The 20,895-nt window shown below is 46.8% G+C and carries 21 protein-coding genes; 7 read left to right on the top strand and 14 right to left on the bottom strand.

The window, feature by feature from the left end; translation table 11 throughout:
• The first annotated feature begins 128 nt into the window (after positions 1-128).
• Positions 129-1,319 carry a cation:proton antiporter gene (locus tag AC4E8D_RS26810; protein ID WP_221820726.1) on the top strand — a complete coding sequence of 397 codons (1,191 nt, stop codon included), beginning with the start codon at positions 129-131 and terminating at the stop codon, positions 1,317-1,319.
• A gap of 157 nt (positions 1,320-1,476) precedes the next feature.
• Complete coding sequence (locus AC4E8D_RS26815; RefSeq protein ID WP_221820724.1) at positions 1,477-2,139, top strand: transcriptional regulator; 663 nt, start codon at positions 1,477-1,479, stop codon at positions 2,137-2,139.
• A gap of 106 nt (positions 2,140-2,245) precedes the next feature.
• Here AC4E8D_RS26815 and AC4E8D_RS26820 read toward each other — a convergent pair whose 3' ends face one another.
• The 10 genes from AC4E8D_RS26820 to AC4E8D_RS26865 all read right to left on the bottom strand — a co-directional run bounded on the left by AC4E8D_RS26820 (position 2,246) and on the right by AC4E8D_RS26865 (position 11,295).
• The gene (locus AC4E8D_RS26820) at positions 2,246-2,731 is read right to left on the bottom strand and encodes a DedA family protein (RefSeq protein WP_221820722.1); all 486 of its coding nucleotides are present in this window, start codon (positions 2,729-2,731) and stop codon (positions 2,246-2,248) included.
• 13 nt (positions 2,732-2,744) lie between these two features.
• A complete protein-coding gene (gene pssA / locus AC4E8D_RS26825) occupies positions 2,745-3,290 on the bottom strand; it encodes a CDP-diacylglycerol--serine O-phosphatidyltransferase (RefSeq protein ID WP_221820721.1) in 546 nt (181 codons plus the stop codon).
• A 21-nt stretch (positions 3,291-3,311) separates the two neighbouring features.
• Positions 3,312-5,060, bottom strand: a complete 1,749-nt coding sequence (locus AC4E8D_RS26830; protein WP_221820720.1) for a sensor histidine kinase — start codon at positions 5,058-5,060, stop codon at positions 3,312-3,314.
• Positions 5,057-5,737 (bottom strand): response regulator transcription factor, encoded by a 681-nt coding sequence (locus AC4E8D_RS26835; protein ID WP_221820719.1) that lies wholly within the window; start codon positions 5,735-5,737, stop codon positions 5,057-5,059. The genes AC4E8D_RS26830 and AC4E8D_RS26835 overlap by 4 nt, the downstream gene beginning before the upstream one ends.
• A 250-nt stretch (positions 5,738-5,987) precedes the next feature.
• Positions 5,988-6,800 (bottom strand): bifunctional hydroxymethylpyrimidine kinase/phosphomethylpyrimidine kinase, encoded by an 813-nt coding sequence (gene thiD / locus AC4E8D_RS26840; RefSeq protein ID WP_221820716.1) that lies wholly within the window; start codon positions 6,798-6,800, stop codon positions 5,988-5,990.
• 105 nt (positions 6,801-6,905) lie between these two features.
• A complete protein-coding gene (locus AC4E8D_RS26845; RefSeq protein WP_260632710.1) occupies positions 6,906-7,613 on the bottom strand; it encodes an ABC transporter permease in 708 nt (235 codons plus the stop codon).
• Positions 7,597-8,520 carry an ABC transporter ATP-binding protein gene (locus AC4E8D_RS26850; RefSeq protein WP_221820711.1) on the bottom strand — a complete coding sequence of 308 codons (924 nt, stop codon included), beginning with the start codon at positions 8,518-8,520 and terminating at the stop codon, positions 7,597-7,599. Before AC4E8D_RS26850 ends, AC4E8D_RS26845 begins: the two co-directional genes overlap by 17 nt.
• 126 nt (positions 8,521-8,646) lie before the next feature.
• On the bottom strand, positions 8,647-9,579 hold the full coding sequence (locus tag AC4E8D_RS26855; RefSeq protein WP_490205394.1) for a sensor histidine kinase: 933 nt from the start codon (positions 9,577-9,579) through the stop codon (positions 8,647-8,649).
• Positions 9,576-10,241, bottom strand: a complete 666-nt coding sequence (locus tag AC4E8D_RS26860) for a winged helix-turn-helix domain-containing protein (protein WP_397376254.1) — start codon at positions 10,239-10,241, stop codon at positions 9,576-9,578. Before AC4E8D_RS26860 ends, AC4E8D_RS26855 begins: the two co-directional genes overlap by 4 nt.
• 202 nt (positions 10,242-10,443) lie before the next feature.
• Positions 10,444-11,295 carry a DegV family protein gene (locus AC4E8D_RS26865; RefSeq protein WP_076212843.1) on the bottom strand — a complete coding sequence of 284 codons (852 nt, stop codon included), beginning with the start codon at positions 11,293-11,295 and terminating at the stop codon, positions 10,444-10,446.
• Between the two features lie 304 nt (positions 11,296-11,599).
• Between AC4E8D_RS26865 and AC4E8D_RS26870 the strand changes: the two genes are divergently transcribed.
• The 5 genes from AC4E8D_RS26870 to AC4E8D_RS26890 all read left to right on the top strand — a co-directional run bounded on the left by AC4E8D_RS26870 (position 11,600) and on the right by AC4E8D_RS26890 (position 16,175).
• Positions 11,600-12,376, top strand: coding sequence for an ABC transporter permease (locus AC4E8D_RS26870; protein WP_036606839.1), 777 nt, complete (start codon positions 11,600-11,602; stop codon positions 12,374-12,376).
• Positions 12,373-13,173, top strand: coding sequence for an ABC transporter permease (locus AC4E8D_RS26875; RefSeq protein ID WP_339305684.1), 801 nt, complete (start codon positions 12,373-12,375; stop codon positions 13,171-13,173). The genes AC4E8D_RS26870 and AC4E8D_RS26875 overlap by 4 nt, the downstream gene beginning before the upstream one ends.
• A gap of 22 nt (positions 13,174-13,195) precedes the next feature.
• On the top strand, positions 13,196-14,164 hold the full coding sequence (locus tag AC4E8D_RS26880) for an ABC transporter ATP-binding protein (RefSeq protein ID WP_339185457.1): 969 nt from the start codon (positions 13,196-13,198) through the stop codon (positions 14,162-14,164).
• Between the two features lie 96 nt (positions 14,165-14,260).
• Complete coding sequence (locus AC4E8D_RS26885; RefSeq protein ID WP_076212848.1) at positions 14,261-14,938, top strand: succinylglutamate desuccinylase/aspartoacylase family protein; 678 nt, start codon at positions 14,261-14,263, stop codon at positions 14,936-14,938.
• Between the two features lie 280 nt (positions 14,939-15,218).
• Positions 15,219-16,175 carry an IS30 family transposase gene (locus AC4E8D_RS26890; protein ID WP_405131931.1) on the top strand — a complete coding sequence of 319 codons (957 nt, stop codon included), beginning with the start codon at positions 15,219-15,221 and terminating at the stop codon, positions 16,173-16,175.
• Here AC4E8D_RS26890 and AC4E8D_RS26895 read toward each other — a convergent pair.
• The 4 genes from AC4E8D_RS26895 to AC4E8D_RS26910 form a co-directional block, all read right to left on the bottom strand.
• Positions 16,092-17,165: a serine hydrolase domain-containing protein gene (locus tag AC4E8D_RS26895; RefSeq protein ID WP_490205395.1), complete on the bottom strand. Its 1,074-nt coding sequence runs from the start codon at positions 17,163-17,165 to the stop codon at positions 16,092-16,094. The genes AC4E8D_RS26890 and AC4E8D_RS26895 overlap by 84 nt on opposite strands.
• Before the next feature lie 158 nt (positions 17,166-17,323).
• Positions 17,324-17,725, bottom strand: coding sequence for a MerR family transcriptional regulator (locus AC4E8D_RS26900; RefSeq protein WP_413407150.1), 402 nt, complete (start codon positions 17,723-17,725; stop codon positions 17,324-17,326).
• Between the two features lie 26 nt (positions 17,726-17,751).
• Complete coding sequence (locus AC4E8D_RS26905; RefSeq protein WP_490205396.1) at positions 17,752-19,221, bottom strand: alpha/beta hydrolase family protein; 1,470 nt, start codon at positions 19,219-19,221, stop codon at positions 17,752-17,754.
• A gap of 84 nt (positions 19,222-19,305) precedes the next feature.
• Positions 19,306-20,868: a glycoside hydrolase family 32 protein gene (locus tag AC4E8D_RS26910; RefSeq protein WP_490205397.1), complete on the bottom strand. Its 1,563-nt coding sequence runs from the start codon at positions 20,866-20,868 to the stop codon at positions 19,306-19,308.
• Positions 20,869-20,895: the final 27 nt, after the last annotated feature.

Below are 20,895 nucleotides of genomic sequence, written 5' to 3' on the forward strand. Positions count from 1 at the left end.
TCTTTTTCAGGCACAGAACGGCACTTTTCCTAATGCCTTTCTGTGCCTTTTTGTCTTTTTTAAGCTGAGAATGGATCGCCCTTGGGCTGGTTAACCTATAGACGCTACTACTGGAGGGGAGTAAACCTATGGAATTTATTTTGGTTCTTGCACTTATTTTAATCTTTACCAAACTTGCTGGTGATCTATCCGTAAGATTGGGTCAACCATCGGTTTTAGGAAAGCTGATTGTGGGTGTCGTCCTCGGGCCTGCAATTCTCGGTTGGGTTCAGCAAAGTGATTTTGTGCATTATATGGCTGAGATCGGGGTATTGCTGTTAATGTTCATTGCCGGACTTGAAACCGATCTGGAGCAATTAAAGAAAAACTGGAAGGCGGCCTTTGCCGTAGCAGTCGGCGGTATTATTTTGCCTTTTATCGGAGGATACGGTTCCGCCATGGCCTTTGGTATGTCACAGACACACGCGCTGTTCTTTGGACTTTTATTCTGTGCCACTTCCGTCAGCATTTCGGTTCAGACACTGAAAGACATGGATCAACTCAGCTCTCGTGAGGGTACAACAATCCTTGGAGCAGCTGTCGTTGATGATGTTCTGGTCGTTGTCATTCTTGCCGTTATGATGAGCTTGCTGGGTACTGGTGGAGGAGACACTTCGATCTCCTTGCTTATTGGTAAAAAGCTGTTGTTCTTTGTGATCATCATCGCTGCCAGCTGGTTCCTTGTTCCACGCATCATGAAGTGGATGGCACCACTGAAAGTAACCGAGACCGTCATTACTGCGGGATTAATTATTTGTTTTGGCTTCTCGTACTTTGCAGAGTGGATGGGTGTTGCTGGAATCATTGGAGCATTTGCCGCGGGTATCGCCATCTCCCAAACCAACTTCAAACATGAAGTCGAAACCAAACTGGAACCGATCGCCTACGGAATTTTTGTTCCAGTGTTCTTTGTAAGTATTGGCTTAAATGTCACCTTTGATGGTGTGGGTTCACAAATTTGGTTTATTGTTGTTATCAGTCTTATCGCTATTATTACCAAACTTGTCGGTGGTGGAGCTGGTGCACGACTGACCGGATTTAATATGACATCTTCACTGGCCATTGGTTCAGGAATGATATCAAGAGGTGAAGTTGCTCTCATTATCGCTTCAACGGGACTTGCTTCCGGATTACTTGATCCGGAATACTTCACGAGCGTTGTGATCATGGTCATTGTGACTACACTGGTTACTCCACCACTCCTCAAAATCACCTTTGCACGCAAAAAAGGGGAAAAACAAGTCGAACGAGGAATTGAAGAATCTCATTTAAGTGGTTAAGGGCATGTCACCGTTCAAAACTTAACAGTCCGCTTTGATCCATTTTCCCTTCAACGCGAAGGTTGGAAATGGTCGGAGCGGCTTTTTGTATTTTCACATGACAACCTGAAGCCCTGTTCACGTTCGTTTTATTTTATTTTTAGAGGAGATGAAGACGATGAGCATTGATTTTGATGAGGCTTACGAAGTCTGGATGCACTCCCTTTTGGAGGAAGAAACGAACCCTAGAGTGCTGTCCAGACTGGAAAATGGACTTGAACATGGCACATTGGAATTTTTGCGTTCAGTCTGGTTTCCGTTGATGAAAAACTTTAACCATTTGCAACCCGAATGGGAAGTTCGAGACTTTCATAACGGCTATCGATATCTGGATCTTGCATACATGCCAGGTAACGGCGTTAAGGCAGGTATTGAAATCCAAGGATACGGGCCACATGCCCGTGATCTGGATGTACGGCGTTTTAAAGATTTATGCTGGCGGAATTGTCTGCTAACGCTGGATGATTGGATTTTTCTGCCGATCACTTATATCTCCATTAAGGATGAACCGAAACGGTGCCAGCAGCTTGTGCTGTCTTTTATGGGAAAATTCATTGCTACGGACGTTCCGACATCCTTAAATTGGCTAGAAGCCGAGGCTGTTCGTTATGCCAGACGCATCATCCGTCCATTCGCCCCCTCGGAACTAGCAACACACCTGCGAATCACGGATCAGCATGCTCGAAGAGTTCTTCACAGCCTGATTGATCAACAAGTATTACTTGAAATAGCTTGCGGGCTAGTTTACAGCTCCAAGGGTAAGTTGCTTGTAGTCGATTAAATTACTTAGAATGAGGTCTCCTACCATATATAGAAAAACAAAAAAGACCACCTTACACTCAAGAGGTCTTCGATCTTTGCCTGTTGTTGCAACAGGCTGTCCCATTTTAAGTTAGTACACCGACATAAAAACCAATGGAGATAAAGGCAACACACCATACAAAAGCACCAATGCCCGATACGAGGACGTACCTGCCGATGGCCATCTTGCTAATTCCGGAGAAACAACACATCAGATGACGAATGCCTGGAATGAAGTAACCCAGGATGATGGACCAATATCCATATTTGAGAAACCACGACTCCACCCTGCTGAATCGTTTGGCATTGACGCCGACCCACTTGCCGTATTTTTCAACCAGCGGCCTGCCCGCCTTCTTGCCGATCATGTAGCTGAGCAATCCGCCGGTAAATGCCCCACCGAAACTGACGGCGATGGATACGGAGTAATTCAATACCGAGATGGAGGCGAGATATCCGACAAAAGTCATCATCACCTCATCCGGAATCGGCATGCCAATAACGCCAAGAGCCAGTAGTCCGTATATTGCGAAATAACCATATTGACCAATAAATTCTTTTGCAAATTCCATACTGACTCGCTCCTTATTTCGGTTCCACAATATCCTTCTCATGTGAGGCTAACACTTGTTTTAGAGACGGGAATCGGATTTGGCTCACCATGAGACCGGATAATACAATAATGACAAGATAGGCTACACCCTGTGTGAAATAAGGACTCCAGAGTGCGAAAAAGGACATCAGACCTCCGGCAAATGTAATCGGCATCCCTACAAAACCACTGCTTCCTGTCTTCTGACAGTTATAACGGGCCAGACGCAAAGCACCACAAACCGGAAACAATGCAGTCAGGGCCATCCCCAGCACACTCACTTCAAGCATGGAATTCAGGTACAGAATCAGCACGGGTGCTGTTCCGAATGAAACTACATCCGCAAGTGAGTCCAGGGACTTGCCGAACTCACCCTCACAATGCAATTTACGAGCCGCATACCCGTCAAACAGATCAAAGAACATCGCTACCCATATCATCATCACAGCCAGGGCAAATTCACCATGAATAGCCATAATAACTGCCAACATGCCTGAACTCAGATTCCCCAAGGTTAAAATCGATGGTAAAGACTTCATAAGATTTGACTCCCTTTCGTACTAGGCTTTAGGAAAAATAATATAAAAACGGACTCCATCCGGTGTATTCTCCACTCCATAACTGCACCCATGCAGATCAAGAATCTGCTTCGCAATGGCCAGACCAAGCCCGGTCCCCCCCATTTTACGATTACGTGAGCGCTCTACCCGATAGAACCTCTCCCATATATACTGCCGCTCAGCTTCAGCTATCTGCTCGCCCTTGTTCTCAATGGAAATATGGACAAAACCTTCACGCCTGCTAATCTCAATAGTTATATCGGTATGTGGTATCGCATGACGTATAGCATTCATCATGATATTGAAAATAACTTGCTCCAGCTTGCTTCGGTCACCCTCAACCGTCTGTTCTGTTGTGGATACAAGCACCACATCCAATCCTTTGTCCTTCAGTTGCGGACCCAGACGGCCGGCGATATCTTCAATCATGTCAGCAAGTGCAACAGCATCCGTATTCAATTGAACCGCTGAGGATTCCAGTCGCACCAGATCCAGCATCTCTTCAACCATCGTTTCCATTTTGATCGCCTCATCGGCAATGATCTCAATGTAACGCTCCCGTTTGCTCTCACTCACGCCATCCTTCAGCCCTTCAGAATATCCCTTAATAATGCTGATTGGCGTCTTAAGTTCATGTGATGCATCGGCAAAAAACTTGCGCTGACGCTGTTCAATCTCCTGTTTCATTTCCATATCTGTACGCATCTGCGTGTTGGCCTGCCTCAGTTCTTCCAGTGTCTGACCCAAAGTTCCCGACAAGGCATTGAGGCTATTAGACAGACTGCCGATTTCATCATTACGCCGGATGGGTGATTTCACCGTAAAATCCAGCGTAGACATCTTCTTGGCGACATGGTTCAAGGCCAAGAGCGGCTTCGTTACAATTCGGGACAGGAGTAACGCCAGCAACAGAATCAATATAAATGCCCCTATGCCGAAATACGCATAGAACAAACGGGTTGCCTCATTCGCTTCCCTCATCTCCTGTAGAGAGGTGAGCGAGAAGATCAGTTGTTGCTCGGGTCCGGAACGATGCGCTGGAGCAATGGTGATGACATTGCGAACACCGCTCCAGCTATCCATCCACTCTTCATTGAGCATTTTGCCATTCGCCAAGGCCAGTTGGTCTTCGGTGGACAAAGGGAACCGGCTATCCAGTGCTTGCACCAGCAGGCCCTGCCTCTGACTCCACGTTGCCAGATTGGGAAGAACTACCTCAGTCAATACGCCAGACCATTCCTTTACCGGTTCAATTGATTCCTGAAAGCTTTCTGTTCCCCATGCGGCAGAAGTGGCATCCTGGATTTTGAATGGATAGACCATGGACTCGCTGGCCGGACCTCTCACCGTCAGTTCTTGCCCATATTTCAGATGGGATGTAATCCAGCCAGCATTCTCACTATTGATAAACAAGGACAAGGACACCTTCACGTGACTTCCATCTTCCTGAAGCAACGTAATGTGGAACGGGTCATTAACCAGTCTTCCGGTATTCGTCAGAATGACCAGATGTGACTGATTCTGACGCATGAATTTCCCGGTCTCCTTGGCTAGCTGTAAATCACTCCAATGTCCATTGGAATATTGCTGTTCGAACTTGGACAGCTTTTTCTTCATACTGCTGACCTTTTGATGCTGATAGAAGTCGGGGAACCAGACCAACTGGGCAAAAACCGTCGTACCATATAGAAGAACCAGACATCCTGCCATGACCAGGAAAAGCTTCATCGTTACGCCATTTCTTCTCATGCTTCTGCCTCGAAACGATATCCAGTGCCAATCACCGTCCGGATACACTTGGCTTCATCACCCAATTTGCTGCGCAACTTCTTGATGTGAGTATCCACAACACGTGAGTCACCTTCAAAATCAAATCCCCAGATCCGATTCAAAATGGCATCCCGGGACAACACAATGCCTGCATTACGTACCAAATAAAGCAACAGATCATATTCCTTTGGTGCAAGTTCCACTTCAATTCCGTCCTTCTCCAGGCGTCTGGCCCATGGATCAAGGGTTACCTGTCCGAAGCGAATCACACCCTGCTCTCGTCCAATTGCACCTTCAACACGCTTCATTAATGTCTCTGCACGTGCAACCAGCACACGTGGACTAAACGGCTTGGTAACGTAATCGTCTACGCCCAGCTGAAATCCATGAATTTTATCGTCATCCTCGGACCGTGCAGTCAGCATGATAATAGGTACGGTGGATTGGGATCGAATATGCCCACATAACGTCCATCCATCCATTTCAGGCATCAAAACATCCAGAATAACCAGATCCACCTCATGCAGAGCCAACAGTTCCAGTGCCTGTACTCCATGTTCTGCTTCTATGACGTTCCATTGTTCTTTTATGAAATAATCGGCCACAATCTCACGAATGCGGCTTTCATCTTCCACCAGAAGCACTGTTCTGATCATGGCCGACTCTCCTTTTTAGATTTCTGATGTTAACATACCTATTCCATGTGTCGTTCATGTGTCCATACATGTTTTGGAATGCTCCCATGATATATACGATTAATATAAGCCAAAAGTTACTAATTTTTATAAAAATTCGCATGAAAAAGAAGCCATCAACGAGCAAGTTCCTGCTCATTGACAGCTACTTGAATGAAATCGAAGTGTGTTATCCAGAATTGATGCGCTACTGCGCGCTCCCTGGTAACACTTAGCGTTGTTGCTCCAGACGGTGTGCCACATGCAGTGTCGGACCAACAAAACGGTTCAGCGGGAATCCGCCAGCAATCGCTTTGGTCACAAAGGCTTTACCTTCACGAACAGCCTCTTTCACTGAAAGACCACGAGCCAATCCAGCGGTAATCGCCGCAGACGTCGTGCAGCCCGCACCATGCGTATATCCGGAGCCGACAACATCGGCTTCAAACCATTCGTAGTTGGTTCCATCATAGAGTAGATCCATTGCTTTACCAGGGCTAATGACACCTCTGTCCTTGATCAGGACATGTTTCGAGCCATGGGCATGAATTGCTGCTGCCGCTGCTTCCATCTGTTCCTTGGAGCGAATCGGTCCACTCTTCGCCAGTTGGGATGCTTCGAACAGATTAGGGGTAACCAGATCAGCACCTGGCAACAGGAATTCGATCATCGCTTCCGTATTTTCCGGTTGCAGCACTTCGTCTGTACCTTTGCAAACCATTACCGGATCGATAACGATCTGTGGCAGACCGCTGCGGCGAATATGTTTTGCTACCAGTTCAATAATATCTACAGAACCGAGCATACCTGTCTTCATGGCATCGAAACCGATACCGTCCAGAACAGTGCGAAGCTGCGCTTCAACTACATTTAAATCAACAGGAAAGACCTGGTGATCCCATGTTTCGGGCTCCATTGCCACAACCGTAGTCAGTACGGTCATGCCATACACACCCAGCTCCTGAAAAGTTTTCAAATCAGCTTGAATACCTGCACCGCCGCTCGTGTCCGAACCAGCTATTGTTAATGTTTTTGGAATCGTCATGGTAGTTGCATTCTCCTTCGTGTCTCAGTTGACATTATCCTATCCCTTGTACGAGCGGATGTCAATGGCATCTGAAGCCATACAGAGCATGGTTTTCCGAATGTTTCAGTTCACATCTTTTGTCTCCAGACGAACCATGGACATTGAAGCAATCCATATCCCTACTGCTCCAAGGGTCAGAGGGATAATAATAAGCGAATGAATGGAAACTTCCGACCCGTTGAAGCCAGAGCAGACAATCAAAACCAGCAAAATGGACGAGACCATCGTAGTGGTAACAGAATGCTTACGCATACCGAAGAATAGGGGAATGAGTGCCATACATGCAGCCGATAGAGAACTCATACTGTACTTCACCAGAAGTCCCAATATATCCTGATTTGTCAATGATCCGGGAATGAAGGAGTAGAAATGATTAACAATCAACAACAGTGAACCCATCAACAGATCGGTAACCATAATCATCACAAATGTAAAACCAAACACGATAATCAATTTTGCAGCAATGATTTTATGACGCTGGATGGGATAGGTGAACATGACGTTCATCGTTTTATTTCTATACTCACTGATCACCAGCTTGGATATTAAAGCTCCGGCAAATATGATAAAGGTCGCTCTCACAAATGTATCGATAATCATAAAGGCGGTCTGGTAATCGGCATAGGCATAATCTTCTGCTCCCACATCCACGAATCCAATCATGATCAGGAAAAGAAGAATGGCTAAACTGGCAATACCTGCACCTGCAAAATTACGTGCAAAGCGGTGCTTCCGCATCTCAAGTCTGATGAGTTTAAGCAACGTCTTCATCCCCTTTCACAAGCTTCATGAAGTGTTCTTCCAGGGAATGAGCTCGTTTGGATATCGATTCGATCTCAATACCATGCTGAATCAGCTTGGTGGTTAATTCCGATGGAATAATTCCCGGATCATAGATGCGTAACGTTTGGTCATCAACCAGTTTATAATTACTCAAACCAAGCTGATGTTCAATGACATAGGTCGCTTTGCGGATATCTACTGCCTGTAACTCGATGTACTCATTTTGACTTCCACGAATGCTCTCCATCGATACCTCTTCCACCAAACGACCGCCGCGAATGACACCAACCGTGTCCGCAATCTGCTCTATCTCACCAAGAATGTGACTGGAGACCAACAGGGTGATCCGATACTCATTACTAAGTCGCTTGAACAAATCTCGCATTTCCCGGATCCCTACCGGATCCAATCCATTAATCGGTTCATCCAGAATGAGCAGTTCAGGTGTGGTTATGAGTGCACGAGCCAATCCCAGCCTTTGCTTCATGCCCAAGGAGAAGTCTTTGATCGGTTTCTTGCCCGTATCCTTCAGCCCTACCATTTCCATCGTGTTGTCGATGATCTTTTTGTTGTAGAATCCCATGTATTCACAGTGAAGCTCCAGATTCTCGCGAGCAGACAACCTATCGTAGAAAAAAGGATATTCAATAATACTGCCCATTCGCTTCAGCACTTCATAGGAGGTCGGCGTAAGCTTCTCCCCAAACAGTTCAATCTCTCCTGTGGTTGGTTTGACGAGATTGGTGAGCATCTTCATGATGGTTGTTTTACCTGCACCATTCGGACCGAGGAATCCATAGATCTCACCTTGCTTAATATTCATATTGACGTTGGATACAACCTCCACCCCTTCATATACTTTGGTCACATCTATTGTTCGTGCGATATAATTCATCGTCTTGTTCTCCTTTACGTCCCCTGTCCGGGTTCCTATATCTATATTGTAAAGAGAAAAGTCTTCTTTTTTATTAATCAAATCTTACAAAAACCTTAAGTCTGTCCGGACAAGCCAACGCAGGGTCTACGAAGCCTTTAAGGTAACTGAAAATACCGTCCGTTGATGTGGCACACTATGCAAGTGAATACTTCCACCCATCCGCTCAATTAGCCGTTTCGTAATGGTCAGCCCCAGGCCGCTGCCTTGATAGAGTCGATTGCGGGAATCCTCCAGTGTATACATGCGTTCAAACACACGACTATGCTCGCTCTCAGGAATCCCTTTTCCCTGGTCCCAGATCTGTAACGTCACAGGTCCACCTATCGAATGATCCAGTGAAAGTCCCAGTACCTTACCCTCTGCTCCATATTTCATTCCATTGGTAATGAGATTATCCAGCACACGGTCCAATGCTTCTTCATTCGCTTGCACGAAGATATCCCCATTAGGTATCTCCAGCTCCACGTGCAACCCAAGATTCGTCAACATTTCATAAAAGGAAAGCATCTTCAACCGGCATAATTCGCTGATATTCACTCGACTAAGTACCAGTTCCGTATCCCCAGATTCCAGCTTCGCCAGATCAAAAAAGGAATGGATCAAACGCAGCACTTCCTGCGCCTTATCCTGTATTTTCTCCGTCATCATCTTCCGTTCCTGATCGGTCAATGATGGGCTGTGCAGCAAGGTCTCACTATAACCCAGCACTACCGTGAGTGGCGTTTTCAGATCATGCGAAATGTTGGAGAGCATATTACGCATCTCCTTCTCCTGGTTCGCATACCCTGCTTTGGCGCGGTGCGCATGATCCAGCAGCTGGTTCATGTCTTTCAGAAGCTCACTGACTTGATCATCACTATTGAATACGAGCAAGCGCTCAAAGGTGCCTTGGTCCAGAATTACGGATATTTTCTGATGAATATAGGACAGGTGTTGGTTTCTTTTCCGGAATTTCAACCACAATACAATGAAGGCAATGGCCAGAATACCCGTCGTGATGGCAAAAATCAGTGTCATCCCTGCTCCGCCTCCAGCTTATACCCGATGCCCCAGAGTGTCTTGATATACTGGGGAGCCGAAGGATCTGCCTCCAGTTTCTCACGCAGACGACGCATATGTACGTTAATGATATTTTCGTCTCCATAATAATGATCGTTCCAGACGGAAGCGTAGATCTGTGCCTTGGTGAACACTTTGCCAGGATGGGTAACCAACAGCTTCAGAATTCCAAATTCCTTGGATGTCAGCTTGACGGGTGTACCATCACGCTCCACCTCGTACGTCTCCATGTCAACTACGAGTCCTCCTATGTGAATACGCTGATCTGTAGCCACTTCAGCCACAGACGGAGTCGTATAATTGGCGCGGCGAATCGCAGCTTTGATGCGGGCAGTCAGTTCGATTAATGAGAACGGTTTGCTCAAGTAATCATCTGCGCCGAAGCCCAGGCCTAACGCTTTGTCCACCTCCCCATCCTTTGCAGACAGAATGAGCACAGGTACCAGACTGGCTGCCCGAATGGTTTGCAGCACATCCATCCCATTTTTGAGGGGCAGCATCAGATCCAGAATAACCAGATCATACCCGGGCTGTGACTGGCTGAACTGACGTTCTGCCTCTAAGCCGTCATATGCATAAGTGACGTCGTAGCCCTCTTTTTCCAAGTATGGCCCGACCATCTCACTAATTGAACGATCATCTTCAACAAGCAACAAGCGGTGACTTAACACATGTTTCCCTCCAACAAGAACAGTTTTCTTTATTACCTCACAGTTTGTTTGAATTGGCAATGACATACGAAAAAACCTGACAGGATCAACACTTTGACATCAAGTGTGTTTCTGCCAGGTCTATGAGAGTCTATAGATGAATGCTGTGCGTCTAATCTCTGTATCCGTTCTCGCTGTGTATCCAGCACAGTCCAATGGTTCCTGCACCTGCATGGATACTTACCACAGGGATAAACGGCATGATTTCGGTCTTTAATCTAGGCAGCAGAGCTGCAATCTGTTTTTTGATTGTAACAGCTTCTTCCTGATTGTTGGCATGCATAATGCACACATGCTTTACTTTCTCCATATCCAGCTTGAGCATATCGAGCATGCGCTCTTTTGTCCGCTTGAACGTGCGGATCTTCTCATTCACAACCACTTTGCCCTCTTCAAATCGAAGCAGCAGATGGATCTTGAGCAGTTGACTGATGATCAGCTGTGTACCCGACACCCGTCCACTGCGATGAAGATGCTGAAGACTGGCAGGTATGAGGTAAAAGGACATGTTATCAATCATCTGTTCAATGTTTACTTTGATCTCGGCAGCTGAACATCCCTGCTTCTGCCATTCCAGTCCTTGCATAATCATCTCACGGTGAGGATAGGCACCTGCTTTTGAATCAATTGCGGTCACCGTCACTCCTGCAATCTCTGCAGCCTGCATGGACGTATGCAGCGTTCCGCTAAGCTCTGTAGAGCAATGAATCGTAATAATCTCATCGTACTTGTCTTTGAGCGACTCATACAGTTCAATGAATTCGCCAATAGGTGGCTGCGAACTGCTCGCACGTGAAGCCTCCGCAAGTTTCTCATAGAACATTTCAGATGTAATGTCATCGGTCTCCCGGTAACATTCCTCTCCAAATACGATGCGCAGCGGTACGATATAGATATGATTTTGCTCCGCAAAAACGGGATCCAGTGTACTGGTACTATCGGTGACCCATGCAATTTTCTTCATGACATCCTTCTCTCTTGCCGGATTGTTCATTCTGTATCCTAATCGTCAAGCACAAGCCCGGCGGTTTATTTAAAATTTGAATATTTCACATTGTAAACGTTTGCGATATTACCTCTCAATTATAAAGGAACGGACAGACCGTTGTCTTGTGGCGCAATCATGAACACCCCTGTTAATACCATTATTAGCTAAAAAAATGTCTTGCCTGTGAAGGAATAAATTGGTATGCTATTGTCCTTCTCTCTTTTTCGCCTTGACTGAAGTGAACGGAAACGCCGTTCAATCCACTTATCGGAGGTGTCACATGCTTTATTTCACTCTGGCTTCCAAAGCCTACTCCCGGAATCTGCAATACCGCGGGGCACACATGGTACATAACCTGGCAAGCGCCATGTTTGGTTACATGTATGCCTGTCTCTGGATCGGCATCGGGGCCGACCATACTCTCGGAGAATACGGGACACAGGGGATGATCAGTTACATTGCGTTCACGCAATCCTCTCTCTGGATCTCGGGTTTTCTCACGAACGGATTGGGTATTCCCTTATCCGTCAGGACAGGGCAGATCGCACTGGATCTGATGAGGCCTGTTCATCTATTCACCCACCTGATGGCACGCGAATGGGGGCAGATTGCCTACCAGTTTGTGTACAAAAGCATTCCGATCTACCTGCTCTTCTCCATTGTCTTTTCCCTGCATTGGCCCTCAGACGTTTCAACACTATTCTATGCCGCACTTGGTCTAGCCGGCGCTGCATACCTATCCATCTGCATGAACTACATCATTGGTGCCACGTCGATGTGGACCACGGAGTCCTCCTGGCTTCACTGGGGCAATCACGCGATGATGAATCTGCTGGCTGGTTTTTTCATTCCGCTGGAGTGGCTACCGAACTGGCTTGAACAACTTGCCTGGATATCACCCTACCCTTTCCTGCTCTATGTACCAACCCGAATCTATCTTGGTTTCGAAGATGGCTCCTTGTTATGGGGAACCTTGCTTTGGTGTGTCTTCATGACGTTGATCTGTCTTGCGATCACTCAAGTGTTACGTCGTAAAGTGGAGGTGCAGGGCGGATGAAACGGACTTCCTGGTTCAATTTATATAAAATGCTCATTCGAACAAGCATCCGCAGCCGGATGCAATACAAGTTTAATTTCATCATGGCATCCGTACTCGCCGCTTTAATTCAAATCTCCGAGTTTCTGATGGTCGCTCTCGTGCTGCACAAATTCGGAGCAATTAAAGGCTGGTCCCTCCATGAGATCGGTTATCTCTTTGCCATCATGACGTTATCCAAAACACTGTACCGCACATTCGGCAATGAGGTTCACCATCTGGAAAAATATCTGGTTAATGGCGAGCTTGACCAACTGTTAACTCGTCCCATGCCCGTATTGCTCGCACTGCTGCCGCAAAACTTCCGCATCATGACTGGGGAAGTCCTGCAAGGCGGGTTCATTCTCTGCTGGTCTTTGGCAGGCATGATGCATAGCGGACAGATTGGCTGGATAGCCATTCCCTTCTCCCTGCTCATTATCCTGACGGGCGCAGTCATTCTCTTCTCCATCGGACTTGCTACCGCCACACTCGGATTCTGGACCACACGTATTGAGGAATTACAGACGATCACTGAAGATGCCGCACGAACGGCTGCCCAATATCCGCTAACGTTATATCCCAAATGGATGTCTGGCATTCTGCTAACGGTCATTCCGGTAGGATTCGTCAACTACATTCCATCACTTTACCTGCTACGGGGTGAAGGAGGAGCGTGGACTCTTGTTGCTGTTGCGGCGGTTGCCGCACTGAGCTTGGCTGCAAGTCTGCGTTTCTGGCAATTCGGCATGACCAAATATCAAAGTACAGGTAGCTAAGGAGGCGGTACGAATCATGAACATGATCACAGCAAGGCATCTGCAAAAGGAATTCAAAACTCCTGTTATTCGCGAAGGACGTTTCTCCGGTCTACGTACGTTATTTTCACGTGAATATGTGTCCAAGGAAGCGGTACGTGATATCAGTTTTGATATCGGCCCAGGGGAATTTGTGGGCTATATCGGTCCGAACGGAGCTGGCAAGTCTACCACGATCAAAATGCTGACAGGTATCCTTCACCCAACCTCGGGTGAGGTACGACTTGGTGGTATGAACCCGCATCAGGACAGACGCAGAACAGTTGGTCGACTGGGCGTTGTGTTTGGACAGCGCAGTCAGCTCTGGTGGGATCTGCCTGTGAAAGATTCATATGATATTCTGGCCGAGATGTACGGCGTCCGTGCCGAGGACAAAAAGAGACGGCTGTCCCAGTTCGCTGAGCTGCTGGACCTTGAATCGTTCTGGGCCACGCCTGTCCGCAAGCTCTCGCTTGGACAACGCATGCGTGCAGATCTCGCAGCTTCCATGCTGCATGATCCCGAACTGCTTTTTCTCGATGAACCAACAATTGGACTGGATGTGAACGCAAAGCGGAATATTCGTCAATTTCTACGTACACTAAATGAAACGTTTGGCAAAACGATTTTGCTGACCACCCATGACATGGACGACATTGAACAGTTATGCAGCCGGGTCATGGTAATTAACCATGGTCAACTAACATATGACGGCACGATCTCGTCACTTCGCGAAACCATCGGACTACCTACGCTGATTCGGGTAACATTCCGGGGAGCGTTTCATATCCCGGATGTTGTGTCGTCCGCGATACATATTACTGGAGTGGAAGGACAGATTGTCACCGTCGAAGTGAACCGGAAGGAATGGAGCACAATGGACATTCTGAAACAGTTGGAGCACTGGGGTCAGATCGAAGATGTAGAGATGAAAGAACCGGATTTCGAAGATATCATTCATCGGGTGTATTAGTCGGCCCATTTTGTGAGGAAATAGGATGAAGACCTGTTCTTACGCCGTTACATGAAAGAGGGACATGGCGTACTGTAATAACGGAGGTGAAGTGTCATGCTTGTAACCAAACATGTCCTTGCAGCATCCAGCGCACACGCTACTCCCTACTTCATCGTACGTGGCATGATGCCGGGACCCGTGATGTTCATTACATCCGGGGTTCACGGGAATGAAACGGCGAGTATGGCCGCTGCGCAAAAACTCGCAGATGATATTGCGACAGGTCGTCACGCCATTCAGCGAGGGCTGTTAATTATCGTGCCACGCGTGAACCAGCAAGCCTACGCTAAGAAAATCAGAGGCAAGCCAGATTTGAATCGTACGTTTCCACGTCGTATGTCAGGCAAGGCCAAGCATCCGCTCGCTGCGGCAGTTTTTCAGCTGGCGCGTGAACATCGGGCCGACTGGTGGCTTGATCTGCATGAAGCCAACGGCCTGTCTCAACTGAGTTCACGAGTGCTTGGACAGACGTTGATCACCAATCCCGGCAGTCGGACAATTCCAGCTTGCAGAAGAGTTATCGAACGGATGAATCGGTCGATTGCCATTCGTAATCGTCATTTTAACCTCAAACAGCATGAATTGCCGGGATCTGCCCGTACAGCGGCTTCAAGACTATTACAAGCCCGTTCCGTCACGGTGGAGACCTGTTGGAGTCTGAAACGCTCAACCCGTATCAAGTATCAGACGAAGATTGTGCACCATTTTCTGCGTGAAGCGGGTATGTCATGATCAAGACGATTAAGATAGAACTCAAAGAAACCTCGAACAGAAAGCGCCCGAAGTACATCCCCAGGTGTTCTCTGTTCGAGGTGTTTTTTTAACTCTGCATCATGGCTTCCAGTATTTTATTACCCACAGGGTCTAGCGGCATGAGTGGATAAAGGTCTTTTCTAGTTGACGGATTGTAATATGAAGTGCGACACCCTATTGAAATAAAAAAATGGCTCACAGCCTGATTCGTGTAGAATGAAAGTTACCACACCAGCATTCACACAAGGAGAATCAGTCCATGAGTTATTCACATCTTAGCATAATCGAACGCAGCAAGCTAGAAATCCTCCACAGACAAGGCAAAAGCTCAAGAGCTATTGCAAAAGAACTGGGGAGACATTCGTCCACGATTTGCCGCGAACTAGATCGTGCTAATTCATCGTATCCCTATCAGGCAGAACACGCTCAGAACGCTTATGAGAAGCGTCGTCAATCCTCTGTTTCTTCAGGTAAATGGTCAAGCACCTTAGCTGCTTCACTGGAGGAAAAACTGAAGGCAACGTGGTCTCCGGAACAGATCAATCAACGCTTCCGTACCGAAGGCTTGCAAGCAGTATCCTTCAAAACGATCTATCGCTGGATCTACGCAGGTCGACTGGTTCAAGGCACGTTACAGGTTCTTCGGCACAAAGGAAAGCGTCAGAAACCCGCAGAAACTCGCGGTAAATTTGCCATTGGCAGATCCATTTCGGATCGTCCCCAAGAGGTTCGTTCTCGTGAAACGTTTGGGCACTGGGAACTGGATACCGTCGTATCTAGTCGTGGGAAAAGTAAAGGATGCATAGCCACGCTCATTGAACGCAAAACCCGTCTATATACCGCCATTCTCATGCCTGATCGCACTGCTCTGTCTATGGAAATTGCGCTTGGTGTAGCCATCTCACAGTATCCCACAGGCACTTTCCTCACAGCCACGGCTGACCGGGGAAAGGAGTTTGCATGCTATGCCAATCTGGAAACAAGCCATGACCTGCACGTTTATTTTGCTGATCCATATTCGTCTTGGCAACGCGGTTCCAATGAGAATGCGAATGGATTGCTTCGAGAGTTTTTCCCGAAAGGCACCGATCTCGCTCAAGTCGAGGATGAAGATCTTGCCAGTTCACTAGATCTAATAAACCACAGACCACGAAAATGCTTGGGTTGGAGAACCGCTCACGAATCTTTCACAGAGGAACTGTCGCACTTGGTTTGACAATCTGTCAGTTATAAACTTGAATATCGTATCCAGATACTCATCCACAATAGAGGCTGATCCAAAACAATAATTGGACAATAATACGACCCCTATACTCTGTTCCTTATTTATAGCCAAATAACTGGAGAAACCAAATGTGCCACCGTTATGCCAGAGAATATTCTGATCTAACAGCTTCTCCTTATGCCATCCTAAATATAAGTCCGAGTCTCCAATCATTATAGGAACATGACTTTTTTGTATTGCAGAGGCTATCGGATGATCATCATTAAGGTTGGCCTGAACAAATAAACTCATATCGTGAACCGATGACTTGATCGCCCCAGCCCCTGCATGTACACTAAGATCCCAGTGAGGGACTTTTTTCCCCGTTGACGTATGTCCATCCACAAATCTGTCATTCTGTTCTGCATTCAGCATAACAGCTGTCTCCGTCATGTTTAATGGACCTGTGATATATTTTTTCAGCAGATCTTCATATGTACTTCCTGATACTTTACATAGGATATAACCCAGTAAGCCCACGCCGGTATTGGAATACTCAAATGAACCCATCTGATCCGTAAAGTCAGCAGCGGTTAAAAAAGCAAGTAAATCATCCTCGGTATAATCTGAATACGGATTCAATCGGTTTTTCGTGGGATTGAGATTTGTGGCAAGTCTAGGTAATCCAGAGGTATGCGTCGCAAGACTTTTTAAGGTAACCTTATTCAAATAATCGTTTTTACCATTGTGTATGTACCTGCCAACCGTGTCATCCGTGGAAAGCTGCTGTTGACGTTCCAATTCTAATAGAAGGATAGATGTAAAAAGTTTGGTGACAGAGCCGATTTCGAACAACCTATGTTCAGCAGCAGCAACGCTCTTCTTTTTGGGATTGCCCAATGAATGATATTCGATATCTTCCTTTGTAATAACGCCAATCTCAAGATGCAGATGTTTCTTTCCTTTGATGTAATCGGATACAAAACCTTGTAAATCCCTCATAGAAAATGTTACTCCTTTTGTTGGTGTGAATTTCATTATTGAAACCACGTTAACCACCATTATGTATTGGCAAACTACACTATGTATTCTTTCTAAATCTCCGATTCCCTGCTCAATAGTCCACGCCTGTTTTCTCTTAAACAGGAAAAGAGCCGCGATTACGGCTCTTTCTTCTGCACCCTGAACGATTGAATATAATTATCGATATCGTCCTCCGGTGTATGCAACAGTCGTGCCAGATGAATCTGCATCTGTTCCAGATGGTCAATATGTGTCTGAATGTCAGCGATGCGTTCGCGTACAAGGGTTTTTAACGTATCCTTTTCCATGTCTTCCTGGCTGAGCAGTTGCAGGGTCTCTTGTATCTCCTTTAAGGAGTAACCCAGCAACTGGGCATCCTTAATGAACTTAATTTTGACCAGATAATCCTCGGTATACACCCGATATCCGTTGGAGGAACGACGGGGAGCAGGCAGAATTCCACTATCTTCGTAATAACGGAGGGTTGCCATACTTACACCGGTACGCTTAGCCAACGTTCCTCTTGTCATGGTTTCCATGTCTGCTCCTCCACCCTTCTGCAGATTTATTGTGTTTGTTTGCGTATCTTGGTATATGTGGCATCATAGGTGGCCTCGGGAAATTGCACTGAAGATTCTTGCAGCACTGGCTGCTCTTCCCCTTTCAGATAACGGTCAAAGAATGCCAGCGCATAGGATCTTGTTATATCCACATTATGTTCTGGCGTCATGCCTCTGGCAAACATTTTTGGTGAAATTAACGAAATATCCGTAAAGCTTTGATGAAATAAATTCTCCACTGTCAGATAATAGGTATCATTAAGACTGTTTGACATCACCCGATCCAAATCAGGCTCAAACTCGGGATAAAATACTTTATCCTTGGCAGTGGCGTCCGGGTCCAGACTTTTGGCTGTCCCACCCGACATGATATACATAAACGGCTGTTTCAAGTCTGTTGTGGATACTTTACCCCAGAAACCGCCTTCCAGGCTAAGTCCTGCTTTGAAACGGTCATCTTGTGCCAAGGCTTCCGCCGTAGTTGCACCCCCGTAGGAGTGACCAAAGATACCGACAGAATCCAGATCAAGCTTGCCTTCGAGCAATTGATTCGGATCATGTGAATTCCACTGTGTGAGAGTGTCCAGTACAAAGCTTGCATCCTCTGCACGAATACCTATACCTTTTATATTATATTGATATAGTTCTTTGGAGGTTGGGAAGTCAGGGTCCGGCTGATAAGAAGCGACATGGCCATCCGAGAATGTAACTTGTGCAGATGTATACGGATGGTCGATACCAACCACAATGTAGCCGTGGCTCACAAGTTCCTCAATCGCGGTCATACTTTGAAAGCGAGTAGAACGTATCCCTGGTGAAAACAGTAATACAGGATACTTGCTCTGTGCTGCAGATACCTCGGCACCTTTAACAACATGCGTCGGAATCGTGTCAAGGTAACTGAATACCACTGGTGGAATACCAAATACCAGGCTGATCGCCTCTCCCAATTCGGCAGGATAATGCTCTAGCGGCAATCCTTTGGCTGTTTCCTGATCTACAGGATACCAGACATTGATCATGAGTTCCCGCTTGTCGCCCAGTTCAACCGATTTCGTTTCTTCCCGGGAATCATCCGTTAACTGCTGTGAAAAGGTTCCTATGGCAAATGAACCCGTCGATTCGGGCATCGTGAATGCAGGGAATAACGACGTCAACACTATTGTACCTGCACTAAGAGCCAGCACCAGAATGGATGCCAAAATGATTTTGAACCACGATCGACGTTTCTGTGTATGCTGAATATTGCGCCGAGATTTCCATAATTGAACGGACAATTCAATCAGTAAAACAAAGGCCACGATATAGGTAGGTAGCAACTGCACACGAAAATGATCGATTACCCCATGCAAAAGGATAGCCAGTGCCAGTGCCGACAACGTACCGCCCCCCACTACCCGACGTTTGGGAGCCACCCAAATGACCACTGCGCTAATAACTGTCACGATTACTAAAATCCATTCCAAAATTCTCATTGTTCAGCCTCCAATATTTCTTGATAAAAAAAGAATAAACCTTGAAGTATACTTCAAGGTCAAGGCTGTATTTTAGAAAAGATTTTATCGAGGAATTCGTAAATCCCATTTGCGAAGTTCGGTCAACGTGCACGTTCCGGACGAGAAAGCCTGAATGCCTGTCGAGTTCGGACCAGGATATATCCGCCCTGTCATTACCTGCTCTCCTTGCTGAATGAACACCTCAACGGAGCTGACATCCATAAAAATATGAAGTTCCAGTTTCCCGTCAAGCAGTTCCACTGTCACAGCTCGTTCTCCGCCCGGCCCTTGTCCGGCCTGCTCGCGATTCAAGCATAAACGACGCTGCTCTACATCATAGGAAATTACGGTTTCTTCATCTTCACCCGTGCGCAGCTTCAACCCGAAGTGTTGTGCCTGTTCCGCTTCGAATACAGCATACAGTTCGTAACGGTCTCCGCTGACTCCAAGATCAAGAACATGTTCATCATCGTTTAGATGTATACCATACTGCTCGGTGCCTTCCGATCTGTACTGTATAAGTTCGGGAAGAGGCTGGAATATCAATCGTTCTCCCCTGCGAATTAGTTGTCTTGGCAAAGTCATCGCTCCAGCCCAGGCATGGGACTGTTGTGTCGGGATTTCCGTTTCCCACGTATCCATCCAGGCCACCATAATTCGTCGCCCCTGTGCATCCTCCATCGTCTGAGGTGCGTAAAAGTCGAAGCCACAGTCCAGCGGAACGTACTGCTTGTACTTCAGCACACCCTGGTCTTCATCCAGCGTTCCCATCATATAAACGGTCGAATGCAAGTTGCGATAGTTATCTCCCTGTGCAGGCATGCGCTGCGGAGACATGATCAGCACATCTCGGCCATCCAGTGTGAACAGATCTGGACATTCCCAATTGTCACCAAGCGTCCCGTCACTCTGGGCCATAATGTTGACATAACTCCAATCCAGCAAGTCCGTTGAGCGGTATAACAAAATGACACCTTTGCCAGCAGCATCATTTGATCCAAGGACGCAATAGTACACACCGTTTCGTTCAAACACTTTTGGATCACGAAAGTCCTTGGGACTGGTATGCGCTGGGATTTGATCCAGCCGAATGACCGGATTCATCGCGCTTTTGACAAAATCAATTCCATTGTCCGAGACAGCGATATTCTGTGTCTGCAAGTAATCGTTATCCTTGTCGGGTCCAGTCACGACATGCCCCGTGTACATCAGCACCAATTTGCCATCCTGCACGATTGCACTTCCAGAGAAACAGCCTCCACTGTCGTAGCTCTGATCGGGTGCCAGGGCAACAGGCAGATAAGACCACGTAACCAAATCACGGCTCACCGCATGGCCCCAGTGCATCGGCCCCCATACCGGTTCGTAGGGATAATGCTGATAGAACAAATGATACATCCCGCCGAAGTATATGAAGCCGTTGGGGTCATTCATCCAGCCCACCTCTGGCATCAAATGATAGGTCATTCGATAGGTTGGATTAACCTGATGTCGATGCGCCTTGATATATGCGTTGGCCCGGGCGAGTGTATAACTCTCCTTTGATTGAGTCGAAGAACTCGTCAGTCCAGGGTCTGTCTCTTGCCTTGTGTCCATTCCCTGCTTCTCGTATCGTTCCTGGTTCATATGTCCTTCACTCCTGTCTCTCTCTAA

This window comes from Paenibacillus sp. SRL342, from assembly GCF_984798905.1.